The following is an 18,743-nucleotide window of genomic DNA, read 5'->3' as shown; positions in this document are numbered from 1 at the left end:
GAATGGTTCGGCCAGCTCGTCATGTATTCGATGACCGCCACGCTGGCGGACTCCTATGTGGACTTCTTTGCGCTCGGCCAGGGCGTCCTGAAGATGGTGGGCGACATTCACGGGGTCGACATCACCGACGACGACGTTCACCGCCTGCAGTCGCAGATGCGCACGATGCCGGCGCACCCAGACGTCGCTGAAGGCCTTACCGCATTGCGCGACAACGGCTTTCGCCTCGCAACGCTGACGAACTCCCCGCACCGGCCCGGGACGACGACGCCCCTGGAAAACGCGGGCCTTGCCGACTTCTTCGAACAGCAGTTGAGCGTCGAATCGTGCCAAGCCTTCAAGCCCGCTCCCGTCGTGTACCGGCATGCGTGCGAGGCGCTGGGGGTGGCCCCCGCCGACTGCATGATGGTCGCCGCCCACGTGTGGGACACCATCGGCGCCCAGCGCGTCGGATTCAGCGCCGCGCTGATCACCCGGCCCGGCAACCCGCCGCTTCCGGTGGACGGTCTGCCGCAACCGGACGTCGTCGCGAGTGATCTGCGCCAACTCGCCGAGCATCTCATCAACGGCCCTCGCTGAGCCTGCCTGAGTTCGGCGACGCGATAAGGATTCAACACCGAAAGGATCGCCGAACGTGACAGCAGACAATGAACAGGACGTCGACGTCGTGGTGCTCGGCGCCGGACCGATCGGGCAGAACGCCGCCGAACGTGCCCGGGCCGCGGGTCTGCGCGTCGCCATGGTCGAGCGCGAACTCGTCGGAGGTGAATGCTCCTATTGGGCGTGTGTGCCCAGTAAAGCGTTGCTGCGCCCGGTCATTGCCCTCGCGGACGCCCGGCGGGTGGACGGCGCACGCGAGGCGGTCACCGGCGCCATCGCCGTTGACGGCGTCTTCGGCCGGCGTAACCGCTATGTCACCGACTGGAACGACAGCGGCCAGGCCGACTGGGTAGCCGGGATCGGCGCGATCTTGGTGCGCGGCCACGGACGGCTCGACGGTCCGCGTCGGGTCGTTGTTACTTCGCCCGATGGCGGGCAGTCGGTACTGACCGCGCGTCATGCGGTTGTCATCTGCACGGGAAGCCGGGCCGCGCTCCCCGATCTGCCCGGAATCGCCGAGGCAAACCCGTGGACCAATCGACGGGCCACGGATAGCAGTTCGGTCCCGGAGCACCTTGCCGTCGTCGGCGCCGGCGGCGTGGGCGTCGAAATGGCCACGGCGTGGCACGGATTGGGGTCCAGAGTGACCCTGCTGGCACGGGGATCGGGGCTGTTGCCGCCGAGCAGCCGTTCGTGGGCGAGCTGATCGAACGAGGGCTCACCGATGCGGGCGTCGATGTGCGGGTGGGTGTGTCGGTGCGGACACTGCGCCGTCCCGACACCGGACACGTGGTGCTCGAACTGGACGACGGCACCGAGCTTCGGGTCAGCGAGGTGCTCTTCGCCACCGGCCGAGCGCCGCTGACCGACGACATCGGCTTGGAGACAGTGGGACTGGCCCCGGGCAGCTGGCTCGACGTGGACGACACCTGCCGAGTGCAAGAGATCGACGACGGCTGGCTCTATGCGGCCGGTGACGTGAACCATCGTGCCCTGCTTACCCATCAGGGCAAGTATCAAGGGCGCATTGCCGGTGCGGCGATCGGCGCCCGCGCAGCAGGAAAACCATTGGACACCAGGCCGTGGGGCACCCATGCGACGACCGCCGACCATCGCGCGGTACCGCAGGCCTTCTTCACCGATCCTGAAGCCGCCGCGGTCGGATTGACGGCCAACAAGCCGAGCACGCCGGCCACCGCGTCCGCGCGGTCGACATCGAGATTGGTGACGTGGTGATGGGGGCCAAACTTTTCGCGGACGGCTACCGGGGCCGGGCCAGAATGGTGGTCGATTTGGATCGGGGCCATCTGCTCGGGGTGACCATGGTCGGTCCGGGCGTGACCGAGATGCTGCACTCGGCAACCATCGCCGTCGCCGGCGAGGTTCCCATCGATCGCTTGTGGCACGCCGTCCCATGCTTCCCGACAGTCAGTGAGCCGTGGTTGAGACTGCTTGAGGCGTACCGGGATGCGTCGGAGGAATAATTGAGCCATGGCGACCTCAGACGGATTCCATCCAGACTTCGACGACACGGCAACAAAGGTCACTCGCAACCGCGTGCGCCACATCAAGGCATCCGAGATCAGCTCCGATACCGCACAGTCGGAGGGCCTGCGTCGGTTCGCGGCCCTGTCCGGCCAGTCGGTCGGTGCCAAGAAGCTCTGGATGGGCGAGACGCACGCCGCACCGCGATCCGCTTCGGACAACCATCACCACGGCGATTCGGAGACCGCGATCTATGTGCGAAGCGGCAACCCGGAGTTCGTCTTTCACGATGGCGTCCAGGAGGTCCGCATCGCGGCCGGGCCCGGTGACTACGTCTTCATCCCGCCGTATCTGCCGCATCGGGAGGAAAATCCCGACCCGAACACGCCCGCCGAGGTCGTGATCGCACGCAGCAGCCAGGAGGCCATCGTGATCAATCTGCCCGAGCTGTATCCGCTTTGAGCTAACCGGACTCCGCGGCGGCGAAGGCCAACACTCCCTCGGCCAGCCGGGCCGCCGTCGCGAGCTTGTAGAGGTGGCGGGTAACAATCAACCCGGGCATCAGGGAGATGAACAGGTCGGCGATCGACGTCGGATCGGTCTCGGGCGCCACCATTCCCTCCGATTGCCACAGTCGGGCCAGGGCAACGAGCGACTTATGGGTCTCGCGGTAGAAGCGGTAAGCCCGGTCGTGCAGCTGCGGTTGCCGTAGGGCCTCGGCCCACGCGTTGACGGTGATCTTGGACAAGTCGTAGCCGGGCTGGTCGATTTGGCGCTGCAGCGCCTTGGTGATCACGGTGAGCGTCTCGCGCGGACCGGGCACCGGGCGGCGCTGGCGCAGCTCGTCGAGCATGCTCTTGGTCCCGGTCAGCGACTCTTCGGCGGCCGACGCGATCAGCTCGTCCTTGCTGGCGAAATACCGGTACACCGAGCTGGACGACATTCCCGTCTCTGCGATGATCTCGTCCATCGTGGTCGCTTGAAACCCCTGCCGCGAGAAGCACTTCCACGCGCTGACCATCACATGTCGCCTGCGCTTCTCCCACGCGTCTGCACTGAGCCTGGGCATCACCTCACTGTAAAGGCGAAACGATCGTTGCGCTATGAACCACGCCGCAGTAGGCTCAAAGCGAAACGTTCGTTTCGTTTAAGGAGGATGACGATGCGACAACTGCCAAGGCGCACCGACGTGCTGATCGTCGGAGCCGGACCTGTCGGCCTGACTCTCGCGGTGACACTCGCGCAACTCGGCATCTCGCACGTGATCATCGACTCCAAGCCCGCGGCGGCACCGGGTACCAAAGCGGCGGCCATCCAGCCCCGCACGCTGGAATACCTCGACCGCATCGGGCTGGCCGAAACCCTGATCGGCGACGGCTTGCGCGGCGGCGGCTTCGCCGTCGTGGACCGGGACCGGCCGCTGATGCGGATGTCCTACGAGTCCATCGCCAGCCCGTACCCCTTCCTGCTGCTCATCGGTCAGCAGCAGACGGAGGTCAGGCTGGCCGAGCGGCTCGAAGCTCTCGGCGGCTACGTGCACCGGTCGGCTGGCCTGCTGGATCTGCACGACGACTTCCCGGGCACCGCCGCCACGATCGTCGACGCCGATGGCGTGGTGCACGCCGTGACCGCCCGCTACGTTGCGGGCGCCGACGGCGTGCACAGCACCACCCGCCGACTGGCCGGGATCGAGTTCCCCGGCGACGCACCCGAGACGTTGTTCGCGCTGGCCGACATCGTCGTCAGCGGGCCCGAAACCGGCCTGGACACCACCTTTTCGCTGAGCCCGCAGGGAATGCTGATCACCTCCGCGCTTCCCGGCAACCAACTCCGCGTGGTCGCCGGCGTCCCCCTCGGCACACCCCCTCCCGACGCGGCCGCGGTCGCCGATCTGCTGAGCGCCCGGGCCGGCGGCCGCCTGCGCGATGCCAAACTCGAGTCCGTCGCGTCGAGCTCGTCGTATCACGTGCAACAACGCGTCGCCACGGCACTGCGCAGCGGCAACATCTTCCTGCTCGGCGACGCGGCCCACACCCACAGCCCCGCCGGCGGGCAAGGCATGAACACCGGCATCCAAGACGCCGCGAACCTGGGCTGGAAGCTGCATCACGTGGTGACCGGGCGCGCCCCGGCCGAATTGCTCGACAGCTACGAGGCCGAGCGACGCCCGGTGGCCGCCGGACTCATCGCGTTCACGTCGCAACTCATGCAGGTCGCCACCGTCACCGACCGGGGCTCGGCCGAACTGCGCAACAACGCGCTGACCGCCGTCACCGACGTGCCAGGTATCACCGACTTCCTTGCCAACAAGCTTTCTCAGCTCGACATCGGTTATGGCAACGGCAGCAGCGACATCGGCAACCGCGTCGACCCGAGGGTCAGCCAACCCCAGGGACTGGCGTGGACACTTGTGACGCCGCCGGGCGGCGAGGTCGCGCCGATCGACGGTGAGCTGACGGCGACCGCGACCGCCGAGGTGGACCACCCGGTGGCCGTGCGGCCCGACGGCATCGCCGCCGAACCCGGGTTATTCACAACCCTTTTCGGTATCGAACTTCAAGTAAGGGACCAACACCGATGAAAACACCCAACCCGCCCGAACTGGCCGGACTGCACCACCTCAAGCTTCCGGTGTCCGACCTTGACGCCAGCCTGGCTTGGTATCAGCGCGTTTTCGGCGCCCAGCACCTGGCGCAGTTCGACCACATCGACGACGACGGCGCGCGCTACGCAGTCATCGTCGCTCTCCCCGGGCTGTCGGCACCGCTGGAGCTGCGCTGGGCGCCCGGGGCGGCCGGTGTGATACGCGGCTACGACCCGCTCAACCTGGCCGTGGCTGAAACCGAGGACTTAGACGCCTGGGAACGCCACTTCAATACCGTTGGCGTCGACCATTCCTCGGTCATTCAGGGTGGCGCCGGCAAGTTGCTGGTCGTCGCCGATCCGGACGGCATCTTCGTGCGCCTCGCCGACGTGCCCGACGGCGGCCCCGAAAAAATCCTGGAAAACATCTCCATGCCCAAGGGCAACCCCGAGCCCGACGATCCGTGGCTGAACCCGCCGTCCATGCAACACCCTGCGCCCGGTCAGTAGACGGCGATCTCGACCAGGTTCCCGTCGGGATCACGGCAGTAGTGGGAAGTCATCGATCCCAGTGCGCCGGTTTTGGTCACCGGTCCCGAGGTGATCTGGACGCCACACGAAGCGAGGTGAGCGCCCACCTCGTCGGGGGTGGAAGTAGTGATGAAGCACAGGTCTTCCGAACCCGCCGCCTCGACGGCACCGGTGACCCAGCCGGGATCGTCGGTCAACGCGCCGAGCGGCCGCAGGTTGATTTTCTGATCTCCGAAACACAGGGCGGTCCTCTTCGACGGCCCGAACGTCTCTCGCCGCATGCCAAGGACCCGCTCATACCACGCCGCGGTGGCCTCAATGTCGTTGCAATTCAGCACAATATGGTCGAAACGTTCGACGGCGATTGCCATGCCTAACCCTCCTGGTGGGCGCAAAGCTGCGCCGTGAGTGCGGCCGCCAGATCGTCGGCTGCTTGTTCGTCGAGCGGCTCGTGCGCGAAAACCATTCGGTACCACAGTAATCCGAATGCCTGGTCGGTGACGACTCCGGAAGGCTCCAACCCGGGCAGCTGTCCGCGCACCCGGGCCCGATCGAGGATCTGCGCCAATTCGTCGCGACGAGCCGCGGTGAACGTTGCCAGTCGATCCATGGTGGCGGCGTCACCCAGCGCTTCGGCAAGCACACCAAGGAGCAGATTGCGATTGGCGGCCGCGGCGACGAACGTCGACCGAAGAAACACACGCAGGTCGGAATCGAGTGCACCGGTGTCCGGCAATGGCGCGACCTGCTCCGCCCGGTGAATCATGGCGTCGAGCAACACCGCACTCTTCGACGGCCACCAGCGATAGATCGTCTGCTTGCCGACGCCGGCGCGCTGCGCGATGGCCGCCACGCTGATCGGAGAACCCGCGCCGGCCACCAGCAGATCGCCGGCCGCACGCAGAATCGCCAACTCGGCTTCGTCATTGCGCCGGCTGCCCGTGTGGGACCGTCGGTTCTCCGCCACAGCATGAAGGCTAACGCGACCATTGACGAGACCCCTAGTCTCGACAATGCTGGATCCATGATCACGCACGCTTCCGCAGAAGACCGCAAACGACGCCGGGTCAGCCTCTTCCACCGGCACATCGCCAACCCGATCACCCGGCTGCTACCCACCCAGATGTTGCTGGAGACCACCGGCCGTCGCACCGGCCAGGCGCGGCGCACACCGATCGGGGGCCGGCTCGACGGCCCCACCTTCTGGCTGGTTTCCGACCACGGCGAGGCTTCGGACTACGTCCGAAACATCAAGGCGAACAACAGGGTTCGCGTCCGGGTCCGCGGTCGCTGGCGCGCCGGGACCGCCGTGCCGCTCCCCGACGATGACGCCCGCGCCCGCTTGAGAGACCTGCCACGGTTCAACAGCTCGCTGGTGCGCGCACTCGGCACCGACCTGCTCACGATCCGGATCGACCTGGACTAGGACCGAAGCAGCCCAGAGCCTCGTCCGGCGCAATAAGACGTTTAGCGTCAGGGCTGGCTGATCCGGCGACAGGGCCCGGGTTACCGGTTTTCGGTCAGCCTGCCGCGCACATTGCCCGGCCCCGGCGCGGGAATCGTGGAAAGGCGCGATTCCACCTGACCGCTCGGCCTTGACCTCGAGAACCACGGATGCTAAGCAGGTGCTCAGCATCCGGTGGAGGGCTTCGGCGAGCACCGAGACCGCCTTTCCTCACCGGCCCGTTGAGGAGGAGACAATGACGACCACGCAACTGGTCTTCGACCCGTTCTCGGAGGAGTTCTTCACCGACCCCTATCCGACGTATCGACGGATGCGCAAAGAGGCGCCCGTCTACTACGACGCCAAGCACGACTTCTACGCGCTGAGCCGGCACAAGGACGTCAGCGCCGCGTTCAAGGATTACGAGACGTATTCGTCAGCGCGCGGGATCGACCTGGCGATGGTCAAGAACAACGACCTACCCCAGGAGTCCAGGTCGATGATCTTCATGGACCCCCCGGAGCACCGGAGGATGCGCAGCCTGGTCAACAAGGTCTTCACCCCACGCGCGATCACGGCATTGAAGGACGCCGTCACCGAGCTGATCGAGTACCACCTGTCGCGGGTCGATCCGAAGCAGTTCGACGTGGTGGCCGACTTCTCGGCACTGTTCCCGGTCGAGGTGATCAGCACCGTCCTCGGTGTGCCCGCCGAGCAGCGCCAGCAGATCCGACATTGGGTCGACGCATCGTTGCACCGCAAGCCCGGCCAGATCGAGATGGACGAGACCAACTGGAAAGCGGTCACCGACATCGCCGCGTACTACTACAACCTGATCCAGGAACGACGCAAAGAACCGCAGGACGACATGATCAACGGGCTGATCACCGCGGAGGTCGAGCGCGACGACGGCGGCACCACGCAGCTCGACGACTTCGAAATCACGGGCTTTTGCACCCTTTTGGGCGGTGCGGGCGCCGAAACCGTCACCAAACTGGTCGGCAACGCGATCGTGCAGTTCGCGCGCAACCCGGATCAATGGCAAAAGCTGCTCGACGACCGCAGCAAGATGCCCGCGGCGATCGAGGAGGTGCTGCGTTACGAGGCACCCGCGCAGTACAACGTGCGCTGTTCACTCAAAGACGTTCAGCTGCACGGCATTACGATCCCCGCCGGCAAACCCGTATTCCTGTTGGGCGGCTCGGCGAATCGCGATCCGGACGCCTTCACCGATGCCGACAAGTTCGACATCGAGCGCGATCGGACGGAAGCGCAAAACCTCGGGTTCGGCTACGGCGTGCACAGTTGTCTGGGGGCCGCCCTGGCGCGAATGGAAAGCGCCGTCGCGTTGGAGAAGCTGCTGGATTTGATGCCCCGCTACGGGGTGATTTGGGATGACTGCAAACGGGTGAGCATGCAGAACGTCGCCGGGTGGTCGAACGTGCCGGTGCGCGTGCTGTCCTGAGCACGCAAAAACTCAGCTATTTCTCAACTGATTCTTCGACGCCACACTGCTTTGCTCAAAGGATCCGCAAAGCCGCCGGTAGCAGCATCGACGTCATGACGAACGAGCCGATGTGCGCGAGCCTGATCGAACGTTACCTGCGCACCCGCGGGCGACGTTATTTCCGTGGTCACCACGATGGCGAATACTTCTTCGTCACCAGTGACCGCGCGTCCACCTCAGGACGCCTACACGTCCATCTCGAGGTCTCACCCGACCACGATGACGTGTTGATCGTTCGGGTCACTCCCGACTGCTACTTCCCGGCCGCCGACCGCCCTTGGCTGACCTACTTCTCGGAACGGTGGAACCGTCAGGACCGCCAGGTCACCGCGATCGTGCACGGTTCATCCGATCCGCAGCGCATCGGCGTCGTGGCACGCAGGTCGCAATGGATCCGAAAGAGCTTCACCTTCGAGGTTTTCGCGGCCATCGTCGATGGCGCCATCACGGACGCGCGGGAGCTGTTCGCGGAGATGAGCCCAATCGTCGAATTGCCGTCGCCGGAACCTCCGCTGGTGCGCAACGCCGGCTGATCGCTACGTAATCGTGTTTCCGCGGCCGTCGGGCCGGGGCTCACCCAGGTGGGACCGGATCGCGCCCCACGGGTCGGCATAGCGGCCGGGAGCATTCCGGTAGGCCGCACGGCGTTTGAGGAACTGCCGGGCGACCGGCGCGATGAGCCGCATCGGATAGCGCCGCCACCCGGCGGCGGCCCGCATCTCGGCGAGCATGTCCGGCCAGGAGTGGCGCTGGAATTGCAGGGCCTGCTGGGCGCGGCCGGCATCCATCCAGTCGGTGACGAACCAGTCCTCGTCGCTGTCGGGATCGCCGGGCCTGCCCTGCGGCAACACGTCGACCAGGCCCCGAGCGGCCGCCAGCGCCTTGCCGATATCGCCCTGCCGCAGCAGGTGCGACTTGTCACCCCCGATCAGGAGGATCTCGCCGGCGACGTCGGCCGTCGCGGCCGCGGCAAATGCGAGTGCGACATCGCGCACGTCCACGGTGTGGATGCGGCCGTCGGCCGGCAGTGCGCTCTCGAATACCAGCGCGTCGAGGCTGAACGGCATGGCGCTGGGTTCGACGCTGATGACCCCCGCCAGCCGCAGGATCACCCACTCGAGACCTGAGGCCCGGATGTGTTCCTCGGCTTCGGCCTTGTGCGCCCCGTAGAGATCCGCCGGGTTTATCGGCGAGTCCGCGCGCAAGATCTCGCTATGCCGATGCGGGTTGCGGGCCCCGTACACCGCGTTGCTCGAGGCCTGCACGAAGCGCACCGGATGCGGCCGCGCCTGCGCGGCAAGCAGCAGCGCGACGGTCGCATCGACGTTCACGCGGCGCGCCAGCGCGGCCTGGCGATAGATGACCGGCGGGATCACAGCGGCCAGGTGGACGATCACCGTGGGCGATGTTTCGGCTATTAGGCGGTCGACCTCGCCCTGGTCGGTCAGGTCCGCCCAGTGCGCCTCCGCTCCGGTCGGTAGCGATCCGGCCGCCTTGCGCTGGGCGGGCGTCCCGAGGTCGGTGGCGACGACGCGGTGACCCGCTTCCACGAGTCGGCGCACGGTCTGCGAGCCGACAAGACCGAAACCCCCAGTGACTAAGACCTTTTCGGACATCTCCCCTACCCGCTACAAGCCCCCCAGCAAATGAATATGCCATTCTCTTAAATGGAGAGTAGCATATGTCGATCTGTGAATGATGTTTGAGACCGGCGTCACATCGGCAATCCTTGGGCAAAGACCGAACAGCCGGACCACGACAGCGGGGAGCCATGACGGGCAGCGACGTTGATGCGACGGACAACCACGAAACCGCCAAGTGGGATCCGGCCTTTACCGAGCAGGTCTCCAAGACCATCGGGCCGGTCATCAAGCGGTGGCACCGGGCCGAGGTGCGCAAGATCGAAAACGTCCCCGCATCCGGTGGGGCGCTGGTGGTTTCCAATCATTCCGGCGGCATGCTGACGCCGGATGTGCTGATCTTCTCGCCGGCCTTCTACGAGAAGTTCGGCTACGACCGCCCCGTCTACACACTGGGGCACTACGGCATCTTCATGGGCCCGCTGGACGGCTGGCTGCGTCGCCTCGGGGTAATCGAGGCAAGTCGCGAAAATGCCGCCACCGCTTTGCATTCCGGTGCGGTGGTGCTCGTGTTCCCGGGTGGAGATTACGACTCGTACCGACCGACCTTCAGTGCGAACACCATCGATTTCAACGGCCGCACCGGCTACGTCAGAACCGCCATCGAAGCCGGGGTGCCGATCGTGCCCGTGGTGTCGATCGGCGCCCAGGAAACCCAGCTCTTCTTGACCCGCGGCAATCTGCTGGCACGCACGCTCGGTCTCACCAAGGCCCGGATGGACATCCTGCCGGTGAGCTTCGGATTCCCGTTCGGCCTGAGCATGATCTTCCCGCCGAACCTGCCCCTGCCGTCCAAGATCGTCACCGAAGTGCTCGAACCGATCGACATCACCGCCCGCTTCGGCGACGATCCCGACATCGACGAGGTCGACACGCACGTACGCGAAGTGATGGAGTCCGCGCTCAAGCGGCTGGCCAAGCAGCGGCGCCTGCCGATCCTCGGCTGACCGACCGTGACATAACCGAAAACTCGTCGGCACAGCGGGGTGACGCGTGAAAAGACTCAACGGCATGGACGCGATGCTGCTCTACAGCGAGACGCCCAACCTGCACACGCACACCCTGAAAGTGGCCGTCATGGACGCGTCGGATGGGTTTGACTTCGACGCCTTCCGGCTGCACGTGCGCCGCCGGCTGCACCTGTTGGAACCGCTGCGCTACAAGCTCGTCGACATCCCCTGGCAGCTGCATCACCCGATGTGGCAGGAGGACTGCGAGGTCGACCTCGACTACCACCTGCGAAAGGTCCACGTGCCCCCGCCGGGCGGCCGCCGCGAGCTCGACGAGGTGATCGGCGAGGTGGCCTCCACACCGCTGGATCGCAGCCGCCCGCTATGGGAGTTTCATTTCGCCGAGGGGTTGGCAGGCGGGCGCTCCGCATTGGTCGGGAAGGTCCATCACGCGCTGGCCGACGGCATCGCCTCCGTCAACCTGCTCGCCCGCGCTATGGATGTGTATGGACCGTCGGGAGATATCACCGACGAGCGTGACAACGACGAAGCGGGAGCCACCCCGTCGACGGTCGATCTGCTCCGCGAGGCCGCCCGCGACCATGCGCGCCAGATCGGCGAACTGCCGGGCCTCATCAGGGACGCAGCCGTCGGGTCGATGCGGGTCCGCCGGCGCGCCCGCGAGCGCGAGGACCACCCCGATCTGGCCGAGGCGTTCAGCGCGCCACCGACCTTTCTGAACCACGTGGTGTCACCCCAGCGCCGGTTCGCCAGCGCGACGCTGCCGCTGGCCGACGTCAAAACGACTGCCAAGGCGCTGGGCATCACCGTCAACGATCTGATCCTGGCGACGGCGGCCGGCGGTCTGCGAAAGCTGTTGTTGGCCTATGACGGTTCGGCCGAGCGCCCCTTGATCGCATCGGTTCCGACCGCCACGGACAAGTCGGACCGGATCACCGGCAATGAGATAAGCGGCCTGATGATCTCGCTACCGGTCCATGTCGCCGACCCGACCGAACGGGCGAAGCTGGTGGCACTGGCGACCCGAATCGCCAAGGAGGATCACGAAGTCCTCGGCCCGGAACTGTACGGGCGGATGATGGCCTATCTGCCGACGGCAATCGCTCCGCCCGCCTTCAAATGGCTGGGGCTGCGGGATGCCCCGAACAAGTTGATGAACGTGGCGGTTTCCAGCGTGGTCGGGCCGCGGGAACGCGGCCACTTCGGCGGCGCGGCGGTCAGGGAGATCTACTCGACCGGCGTCCTGTCGCCGGGCGCCCCGGTCAATATCACGGTGTGGAGCTACGTCGACCAACTCGGTGTCGCCGTGCTCACCGACGACCAGACGTTCAAGGATCCACACGAGGCGACCGACGCCATCACCGAGTCGTTTGCCGAATTGCGCGATGCCGCAGGGGTTTCCGGCTAGACCGCCAAAACCGAATCCAATACCGAATAGAACAGGCCCAAGCCGTCATCGGAGGGGCCCGTCAGGGCTTCGATCGCATGCTCGGGATGGGGCATCAGCCCGACGACGCGGCCGTTGGCGGAGCTGACGCCGGCGATGTCGTTCTGCGAACCGTTGATGTTCTCCTGATAGCGAAACACCACGCGTCCCTCGCCCTCCAACTCGGCGAGCACGTCGGTGGGGGCGACATACCGGCCCTCGCCGGACTTCAACGGCACCAGCAGATCCGCGTCGGGTTCGAAGCGCGAGGTCCACGCCGTCGAGGTCGACGCCACCCGCAGCCACACGTCGCGGCACACGAAGTGCAATCCGATGTTGCGGGTCAGCGCGCCGGGTAGCAGCCCCGCCTCGCAGAGCACTTGAAAACCGTTGCAAATCCCCAAGACTGGCATACCGCCTCGCGCGGCGTCCACGACCTCGGCCATCACCGGGGCGAATCGGGCGATCGCGCCGGCCCGCAGGTAGTCACCGTAGGAAAAGCCGCCGGGCACCACCACGGCGTCCACACCCTTGAGGTCGGCGTCGGCGTGCCACAGACTGACCGCCTCGGCCCCGACACGCCGTGCCGCCCTTGCGGCGTCCACCTCATCCAGTGTTCCGGGAAAGGTGATGACCCCGATTCGTGCGGTCACTGCGTCTCCCGGCTGATCGTCCAGTCTTCGATCACGGTGTTGGCGAACAGCGCTTCCGCTATCTCGGCCAACGCCGAATCGTCGACGGTGTCGTCCACCTCGAGCTCAAATCTCTTGCCCTGTCGGACATCTGAGATCCCCGCATGACCGAGCCGGCCCAGGGCGCCGACAATCGCCTGACCCTGCGGGTCGAGAATCTCCCCTTTGGGCATCACGTTCACGACCACCCGGGCCACTGGCGCTCCTCCTGTCGACGCAATTCGACGCCGATTCTACCGGCGCAGGAGGACGCCCGGGCGTCACGGGCACGAGGCGATGTAGGCCTCGCACAGGGGCGCGGTGATCGCGTCCAGCACCCGGTCGTCCGGCATCGTCGGCCAGGACACCTGCGGCGGCGCTGAAGTCCACAGCGTGAGCTCGCTGATCGTGCTGCTCGCCACGTGGGCGATCAGGTACGTGTGCATGATGACCGGACCACTGATCACCGCGGCCATCCGGTTCGGTTCGTCGCTGGTGATCGACGGTGACTGCGACGGCGCCCCCTGCTGACAGTTGCGCAGCGCGGCCGTGGCGTTGCCGAGCACCGAGGCCGCGGTCGGGCCACCGCGTGCGGTATCACCGCGCCAGTGCAGGACCTGGGCCTGCAGCTGCCACTGGCCGTCCGGGTGGACCACCGTCGCGCGGGCCGCCACCGCCGAGTCGCGGGGGTCCCGTGGCACCGGAGGCGAGGCGCACAGTTCCTCGAAGCGGAACCGCGGGCCGGGCGTCGCCCCGGTTACTTGCGCGGCCTGCCCGGCCAGCGCGGGCCAGCCGTAGATGGAGTTGAGCGGGACGGCGCGGGGCGCGACCCACGCAGTGTCCGGAATCTGGTCGCAGACGGTCGGGCAAGTTTGGGGATCGGCGTGTGCAGGCACCGCGACGATCAGAGCAACCGCGAGGCCGCCCACCACCAACATCGAGGCCACGATCACGCGCATCGGAACCCTTCCCGTCCGGGGCACAATCGTAGATATGCAACTGACGCATTTCGGCCATTCCTGCCTGTTAGCCGAGTTCGACAGCACCCGCGTGCTCTTTGACCCGGGCACCTTCGCGCACGGCTTCGAGGGAATCACGGGTCTAACCGCCATCCTGATCACCCATCAGCACCCTGACCACGTCGACAGCGCGCGGCTGCCGTCACTGCTGGAGGGTAACCCGAATGCCGCGCTGTATGCCGACCCGCAGACGGCCGCGCAACTGGGCGCGCCGTGCCAGGCGGTGCACGTCGGCGACGAGTTGGAAATCGGTGAGCTGACCGTTCGGGCCGTTGGCGGCAAGCACGCGGTCATCCATCCGGAAATCCCTGTGATCGAGAATATTTCGTTCCTGGTGGGCGACGGTGGGCACCCCGCCAGGCTGATGCATCCCGGTGACGCGCTCTTCGTGCCCGAGGAGCCGGTGGACGTCCTGGCCACGCCCGCCGCAGCACCGTGGATGAAGATCTCCGAGGCCGTCGACTACCTGCGCGCGGTCGCACCGGAGCGGGCGGTTCCGATCCACCAGGGGGTTGTCGCTCCGGATGCGCGCGGCATCTACTACGGCCGGCTCACCGAGATGACGAGCACCGACTTCCAGGTGCTGCCCGAAGAAAGCGCGGTCACCTTCTAGCCTTCCTCGCCGGCTAGGTGAGGTCGTCGGCCGCTCCGCGACCGGCGGCGCGGCCCGAGAAGATGCAGCCGCCTAGAAACGTGCCTTCCAGGGCTCGATAGCCGTGCACGCCGCCACCGCCGAACCCGGCCACCTCACCGGCCGCATACAGCCCGTTAAGGGGCGTGCCGTCGGCCTTCAGCACCCGTGCGGCCAAGTCGGTTTCGATGCCGCCCAATGTCTTTCGGGTCAAGATGTGCAGCTTGACCGCGATCATCGGCCCCGCCTTCGGATCGGTCAGCCGATGTGGCGCGACCACCCGGCCCAGCCGGTCGCCGAGGTAGCCGCGGGCGGCGCGGATCGCGGTGATCTGGCCGTCTTTCGTGAACTTGTTGGCCACCTCGCGGTCGCGGGCCGTCACTTCCTCCTCTACCGTGGCGTAGTCCAGCGGCACCACGTCGGGCAGCTTGTTCATCGCGGTCACCAAGTCGCGCAACGAGTTCGCGCTGACGAAGTCCACACCCCGGTCCACAAATGCCTGCACCGGCCCCGGCGGTCCCGAGCTGGCCCGCGACCGCACCAGCTCCCGCACGCTCTGCCCGGTCAGGTCCGGATTCTGCTCCTGGCCGGAAAGGGCGAACTCCTTCTCGATTATCCTGGCGTCCAACACAAACCAGGTGTAGTCATGCCCCGACTTGGTGATGTGTTCGAGGGTGCCGAGGGTGTCGAAACCGGGGTAGAGCGGGACGGGCAACCGCTTGCCGGTGGCATCGAGCCACAACGACGACGGCCCCGGAATGATCCGGATGCCGTGTAGCGGCCAGACCGAGTCGTAATTCGTGATGCCCTCGGTGTAATGCCACATCCGGTCGGGGTTGATCACCCGTGCGCCCGCCTGCTGGGAGATGGCGATCATCCTGCCGTCGACGTGAGCCGGGACTCCGCTCAGCAGTTGCTCGGGGACGCGGCCCATCCGCTCGGGCCAATTCTTGCGCACCAGATCGTGGTTACCGCCGATGCCGCCACTGGTCACGAGCACCGCGGGAGCGCGAAACTCGAATCCGCCCACCGACTTTCGTGATGACGCCACACCTCGCGGCGCCGATGAGGCCTCCAGCACGCTGCCCCGCACACCGGTCACGGCCTCGCCTTCGACGATCAACTCGTCCACCTGATGACGGTGCACGAAGCGCACCGTGGAGCGATCTCGGAGTTGACGGGCGAAGATGTCGACCAGCGCCGGCCCAGTTCCCCAGGTGATGTGGAAGCGGGGCACCGAATTGCCATGTCCCAGTGCGCCATAACCGCCACGCTCGGCCCAGCCCACCAACGGAAAGAGCTTGAGCCCGCGGGCCCGCAACCAACTGCGTTTCTCCCCCGCCGCGAAATCGACGTAGGCATGCGCCCATTGGCGAGGCCAGTAGTCCTCGGGCCGATCAAACGCGGCCGTCCCGAGCCAGTCCTGCAATGCAAGTTCATGGCTGTCGCGAATACCCAGGCGACGCTGCTCGGGGCTGTCGACGAAAAAGAGGCCGCCGAAGGACCAGAACGCCTGCCCGCCGACGTTGGCGCTGTTCTCCTGGTCGACGATCAGCACCCGCAGCCCGCGGTCCACCAATTCGCATGCGGCCACCAGGCCCGCCAGTCCCGCTCCGACGACAATCGCGTCAGCGCCGAACCCCGCGGCAGAAGAATCGCTCATGTCGCACCAGGGTAACGTCCCCGGGCCGCAGCACAGCCAGACGCTTTTCTCAGGCGGCGTCGAGAATCGCCTTGTCGCGCTGCCACTGATACACGGTTGGCGTGCAGTCGTGCATCAGGGACAGGTCGACGGCATCCACCATGGCCTGCAGCGGTCCCGGTTTGCGCAGGTGACGCGCGGCGACGGCGACGCGCACCACGCCGCCGCGGCGGGCGATCCGCTCTGCGGACAGCACCACCATCCGGCACCACCAGGGCTCGGTGAGGAAGCCTTCTCCAATGCCGAGAACCCGGGAGCGAACCGTGGTGTGACGCACCAGGTCGGTGATCCCGTGCAAATCGGCCAGCAGTCGAAAACCGTTGTCCGGCAACGCTTTGACCACACCAGGCGACACCACCCAGCCGGGTGCGGCGAACAGCCTGGTCCGCAGTCCGAGATGCTCGAGAACCCGGTCGGCGGCCATCAGCCGCAAATTGGCTTCATGTGCACGCAGCATGGCGAATTCGCCCCGACGCTTTTTGGTGGCCGCGTCGTCGTAGCCGTGCAGCACGATGGCATCGCCACCGGCCCGCCGGTCGGTCAACCATTCGACGGTCCGCGGGTCGTGGTCCAGGCGGTAGTCGCCGGACAACCGGGGTGCCACCAGCAGCGACACCGGCACGTTGCGGGAATCCATCTGTGCACAGAACGCCTCGACGTCGGCCAGGGTGCGCTCGCCTATCCCTGAGACCGAGACGATCAATTTTCCAGACACAACCGCAGTTTGCCGATCTCAAGTGTCGGGATGGTGAAGGACACGCAGACGGCAGGCGTATATCGACACCGGTGGTAAAAGCCCGTCTGACCGGGCGATTTAGGGTCACGACACGGTCAGTCCGGTCTTCACTGCGGCGCCTTTCCTAACTGCCTGTCGGGCGTCGACGGCTGCAATCGGTTCGATATGCTAAGCACCGCCATGGAAGAGGCCCCTTACGCAGCGGCCGACACCCCGCTGCCCTACGCGCCGCCGGGAGAAGACGACCGGGAATATCCGGATCATATAGACGCCGGACTGTTGCGGATCTCGGGCGTCTGCATCCTGGCGACCGTGATGGCGATCATCGACGTCACCGTCGTCAGCGTCGCGCAACGCACCTTCATCGATCAGTTCACGTCCTCGCAGGCCGTCGTCGCCTGGACGATGACCGGCTACACGCTGGCACTGGCAACGGTGATCCCGGTGACCGGGTGGGCGGCCGACCGGTTCGGAACCAAACGCCTCTTCATGGGTTCGGTGCTGGCCTTCGCACTCGGCTCGCTACTGTGCGCGCTTGCCGCGAATATCGTGCAGCTCATCGCTTTTCGCGTCATCCAAGGAATCGGCGGCGGCATGCTGCTGCCTCTGGGATTCATGATCTTGACGCGCGAGGCGGGCCCCCGGCGGCTCGGTCGCCTGATGTCGATCCTGAGCATTCCGATGCTGCTCGCCCCGATCGGCGGTCCCATCCTGGGCGGTTGGCTGATCGACACCTCGAGCTGGCGGTGGATCTTCCTGATCAACCTGCCGCTCGGACTCGTCACCATCGTCCTGGCGGCGATCGTCTTCCCACGAGATCACGCGGCGCGATCGGAAACGTTCGACCTCGTCGGGGTGCTACTGCTGTCGCCCGGGCTGGCCACGTTCCTGTTCGCGGTGTCGTCCGTTCCCGGCCGCGGCACGGTCGTCGACCGCCACGTGTTGATACCGGCGGCGATCGGCCTGGCGTTGATCGCCGGGTTCGTCGCGCACGCATGGCATCGGGCCGATCATCCGCTCATTGACCTGCGGCTGTTCCGCAATCCCGTGCTGACCCACGCGAACGTGACGATGCTGGTATTCGCTACTGCGTTCTTCGGTGCCGGTCTGCTGTTACCGAGTTACTTCCAGCAGGTGCTGCATCAGACGCCGATGCAAGCCGGGATGCACATGATCCCGCAGGGACTGGGCGCCATGCTGACGATGCGCCTGACGGGACCACTGGTGGACAGGCAGGGGCCCGGCAAGATCGTGCTGGTCGGCATCGTGCTGATCACCGCCGGCCTGGGCACCTTCGCCTTCGGCGTGGCCAGGCAAGCCGCGTATCTGCCGACGCTGCTGGTGGGCCTGACGATCATGGGCCTGGGTATGGGCTGCACGATGATGCCCCTGTCCGTCGCATCGGTGCAGGCGCTGGCCCCGCACCAGATCGCCCGGGGCACGACGCTGATGAGCGTCAGCCATCAGGTGGGCGGCTCGCTGGGCACCGCGCTGATGTCGATGATCCTGACCAACCAGTTCAACCGAAGCGAATACATCCTTGCCGCAAACAAGCTTGCCGCACTGCAGCAAAAAGCCGCTGCCACCGGCGTTCCGGTCGATCAATCGGCAATTCCGCGCCAATCGCTTGCCGCCGGTTTCTGGGGCAATGTCGAGCACGACCTATCACACGCCTATACAGCGGTATTCGTGATCGCCGTCGTCCTGGTGCTCTCCACCTTCGTCCCGGCCTCGTTTCTCCCGAAGAAGCCGGCCAGCCAAACATTGGGTGAATAGTGCGGTCGCCCTCGACCGACT

The 18,743-nt window shown here is 66.2% G+C and carries 19 protein-coding genes and 2 pseudogenes; 12 read left to right on the top strand and 9 right to left on the bottom strand.

Annotated elements, in window-relative coordinates:
* The 3 genes and pseudogenes from JOZ00_RS20995 to JOZ00_RS20985 all read left to right on the top strand — a co-directional run.
* On the top strand, window positions 1-579 hold a 579-nt coding region (locus tag JOZ00_RS20995), incomplete at its 5' end, for a haloacid dehalogenase type II (protein WP_293347438.1).
* Window positions 580-634: 55 nt separating this feature from the next.
* A pseudogene (locus tag JOZ00_RS20990) lies at window positions 635-2,084 on the top strand (NAD(P)/FAD-dependent oxidoreductase).
* Between the two features lie 7 nt (window positions 2,085-2,091).
* The gene (locus JOZ00_RS20985) at window positions 2,092-2,547 is read left to right on the top strand and encodes a cupin domain-containing protein (protein ID WP_293347435.1); all 456 of its coding nucleotides are present in this window, start codon (window positions 2,092-2,094) and stop codon (window positions 2,545-2,547) included.
* Between the two features lies 1 nt (window position 2,548).
* Here JOZ00_RS20985 and JOZ00_RS20980 read toward each other — a convergent pair whose 3' ends face one another.
* Window positions 2,549-3,154: a TetR/AcrR family transcriptional regulator gene (locus tag JOZ00_RS20980; RefSeq protein ID WP_293347432.1), complete on the bottom strand. Its 606-nt coding sequence runs from the start codon at window positions 3,152-3,154 to the stop codon at window positions 2,549-2,551.
* Between the two features lie 93 nt (window positions 3,155-3,247).
* Between JOZ00_RS20980 and JOZ00_RS20975 the strand changes: the two genes are divergently transcribed.
* A complete protein-coding gene (locus tag JOZ00_RS20975) occupies window positions 3,248-4,666 on the top strand; it encodes an FAD-dependent monooxygenase (RefSeq protein ID WP_293347429.1) in 1,419 nt (472 codons plus the stop codon).
* Window positions 4,663-5,178, top strand: coding sequence for a VOC family protein (locus JOZ00_RS20970; protein WP_293347426.1), 516 nt, complete (start codon window positions 4,663-4,665; stop codon window positions 5,176-5,178). The genes JOZ00_RS20975 and JOZ00_RS20970 overlap by 4 nt, the downstream gene beginning before the upstream one ends.
* Here the strand turns inward: JOZ00_RS20970 and JOZ00_RS20965 are convergent.
* On the bottom strand, window positions 5,172-5,570 hold the full coding sequence (locus tag JOZ00_RS20965) for a VOC family protein (RefSeq protein WP_293347423.1): 399 nt from the start codon (window positions 5,568-5,570) through the stop codon (window positions 5,172-5,174). The genes JOZ00_RS20970 and JOZ00_RS20965 overlap by 7 nt on opposite strands.
* A gap of 2 nt (window positions 5,571-5,572) precedes the next feature.
* Window positions 5,573-6,166, bottom strand: a complete 594-nt coding sequence (locus tag JOZ00_RS20960; protein WP_293347420.1) for a TetR/AcrR family transcriptional regulator — start codon at window positions 6,164-6,166, stop codon at window positions 5,573-5,575.
* Window positions 6,167-6,223: 57 nt separating this feature from the next.
* Here JOZ00_RS20960 and JOZ00_RS20955 point away from each other — a divergent pair, with 57 nt between their 5' ends.
* The 3 genes from JOZ00_RS20955 (at window position 6,224) to JOZ00_RS20945 (ending at window position 8,683) form a co-directional block, all read left to right on the top strand.
* Complete coding sequence (locus JOZ00_RS20955; protein ID WP_293347417.1) at window positions 6,224-6,625, top strand: nitroreductase/quinone reductase family protein; 402 nt, start codon at window positions 6,224-6,226, stop codon at window positions 6,623-6,625.
* A gap of 274 nt (window positions 6,626-6,899) precedes the next feature.
* Window positions 6,900-8,108, top strand: coding sequence for a cytochrome P450 (locus JOZ00_RS20950; RefSeq protein ID WP_293347414.1), 1,209 nt, complete (start codon window positions 6,900-6,902; stop codon window positions 8,106-8,108).
* 95 nt (window positions 8,109-8,203) lie between these two features.
* A complete protein-coding gene (locus JOZ00_RS20945) occupies window positions 8,204-8,683 on the top strand; it encodes a hypothetical protein (protein ID WP_293347411.1) in 480 nt (159 codons plus the stop codon).
* A 3-nt stretch (window positions 8,684-8,686) separates the two neighbouring features.
* On the opposite strand, the gene JOZ00_RS20940 is transcribed toward JOZ00_RS20945, so the two are convergent.
* Window positions 8,687-9,766: an NAD(P)-dependent oxidoreductase gene (locus tag JOZ00_RS20940; protein ID WP_293347408.1), complete on the bottom strand. Its 1,080-nt coding sequence runs from the start codon at window positions 9,764-9,766 to the stop codon at window positions 8,687-8,689.
* Window positions 9,767-9,921: 155 nt separating this feature from the next.
* Here JOZ00_RS20940 and JOZ00_RS20935 point away from each other — a divergent pair, with 155 nt between their 5' ends.
* Together JOZ00_RS20935 and JOZ00_RS20930 are read left to right on the top strand one after the other, a co-directional pair.
* Complete coding sequence (locus tag JOZ00_RS20935; protein WP_293347405.1) at window positions 9,922-10,737, top strand: lysophospholipid acyltransferase family protein; 816 nt, start codon at window positions 9,922-9,924, stop codon at window positions 10,735-10,737.
* 46 nt (window positions 10,738-10,783) lie between these two features.
* Window positions 10,784-12,169 carry a wax ester/triacylglycerol synthase family O-acyltransferase gene (locus JOZ00_RS20930; protein WP_293347401.1) on the top strand — a complete coding sequence of 462 codons (1,386 nt, stop codon included), beginning with the start codon at window positions 10,784-10,786 and terminating at the stop codon, window positions 12,167-12,169.
* On the opposite strand, the gene purQ is transcribed toward JOZ00_RS20930, so the two are convergent.
* The 3 genes and pseudogenes from purQ to JOZ00_RS20915 all read right to left on the bottom strand — a co-directional run bounded on the left by purQ (window position 12,166) and on the right by JOZ00_RS20915 (window position 13,875).
* Entirely contained in the window at window positions 12,166-12,840 is a 675-nt protein-coding gene (gene purQ, locus JOZ00_RS20925) for a phosphoribosylformylglycinamidine synthase subunit PurQ (protein ID WP_293347398.1), read from the bottom strand. The genes JOZ00_RS20930 and purQ overlap by 4 nt on opposite strands.
* A complete protein-coding gene (purS, locus tag JOZ00_RS20920) occupies window positions 12,837-13,076 on the bottom strand; it encodes a phosphoribosylformylglycinamidine synthase subunit PurS (RefSeq protein ID WP_293347395.1) in 240 nt (79 codons plus the stop codon). Before purS ends, purQ begins: the two co-directional genes overlap by 4 nt.
* Before the next feature lie 63 nt (window positions 13,077-13,139).
* A pseudogene (locus JOZ00_RS20915) lies at window positions 13,140-13,875 on the bottom strand (ATPase).
* Here JOZ00_RS20915 and JOZ00_RS20910 point away from each other — a divergent pair.
* A complete protein-coding gene (locus tag JOZ00_RS20910) occupies window positions 13,852-14,490 on the top strand; it encodes an MBL fold metallo-hydrolase (RefSeq protein WP_293347392.1) in 639 nt (212 codons plus the stop codon). The pseudogene JOZ00_RS20915 and the gene JOZ00_RS20910 overlap by 24 nt on opposite strands.
* 13 nt (window positions 14,491-14,503) lie before the next feature.
* Here the strand turns inward: JOZ00_RS20910 and JOZ00_RS20905 are convergent, their stop codons facing one another.
* Together JOZ00_RS20905 and JOZ00_RS20900 are read right to left on the bottom strand one after the other, a co-directional pair.
* The gene (locus JOZ00_RS20905; protein WP_293347389.1) at window positions 14,504-16,171 is read right to left on the bottom strand and encodes an FAD-binding dehydrogenase; all 1,668 of its coding nucleotides are present in this window, start codon (window positions 16,169-16,171) and stop codon (window positions 14,504-14,506) included.
* 49 nt (window positions 16,172-16,220) lie between these two features.
* Window positions 16,221-16,925, bottom strand: a complete 705-nt coding sequence (locus tag JOZ00_RS20900; protein ID WP_293347386.1) for a DUF2334 domain-containing protein — start codon at window positions 16,923-16,925, stop codon at window positions 16,221-16,223.
* Between the two features lie 186 nt (window positions 16,926-17,111).
* On the opposite strand from JOZ00_RS20900, the gene JOZ00_RS20895 reads away from it, so the two are divergent.
* A complete protein-coding gene (locus tag JOZ00_RS20895) occupies window positions 17,112-18,722 on the top strand; it encodes a DHA2 family efflux MFS transporter permease subunit (RefSeq protein WP_293347383.1) in 1,611 nt (536 codons plus the stop codon).
* The last annotated feature ends 21 nt before the right edge of the window (window positions 18,723-18,743 follow it).

It is taken from the genome of Mycobacterium sp. (genome assembly GCF_019243155.1).
Classification (GTDB): domain Bacteria; phylum Actinomycetota; class Actinomycetes; order Mycobacteriales; family Mycobacteriaceae; genus Mycobacterium.
This window is presented reverse-complemented; position numbering and strand designations above follow the sequence as displayed.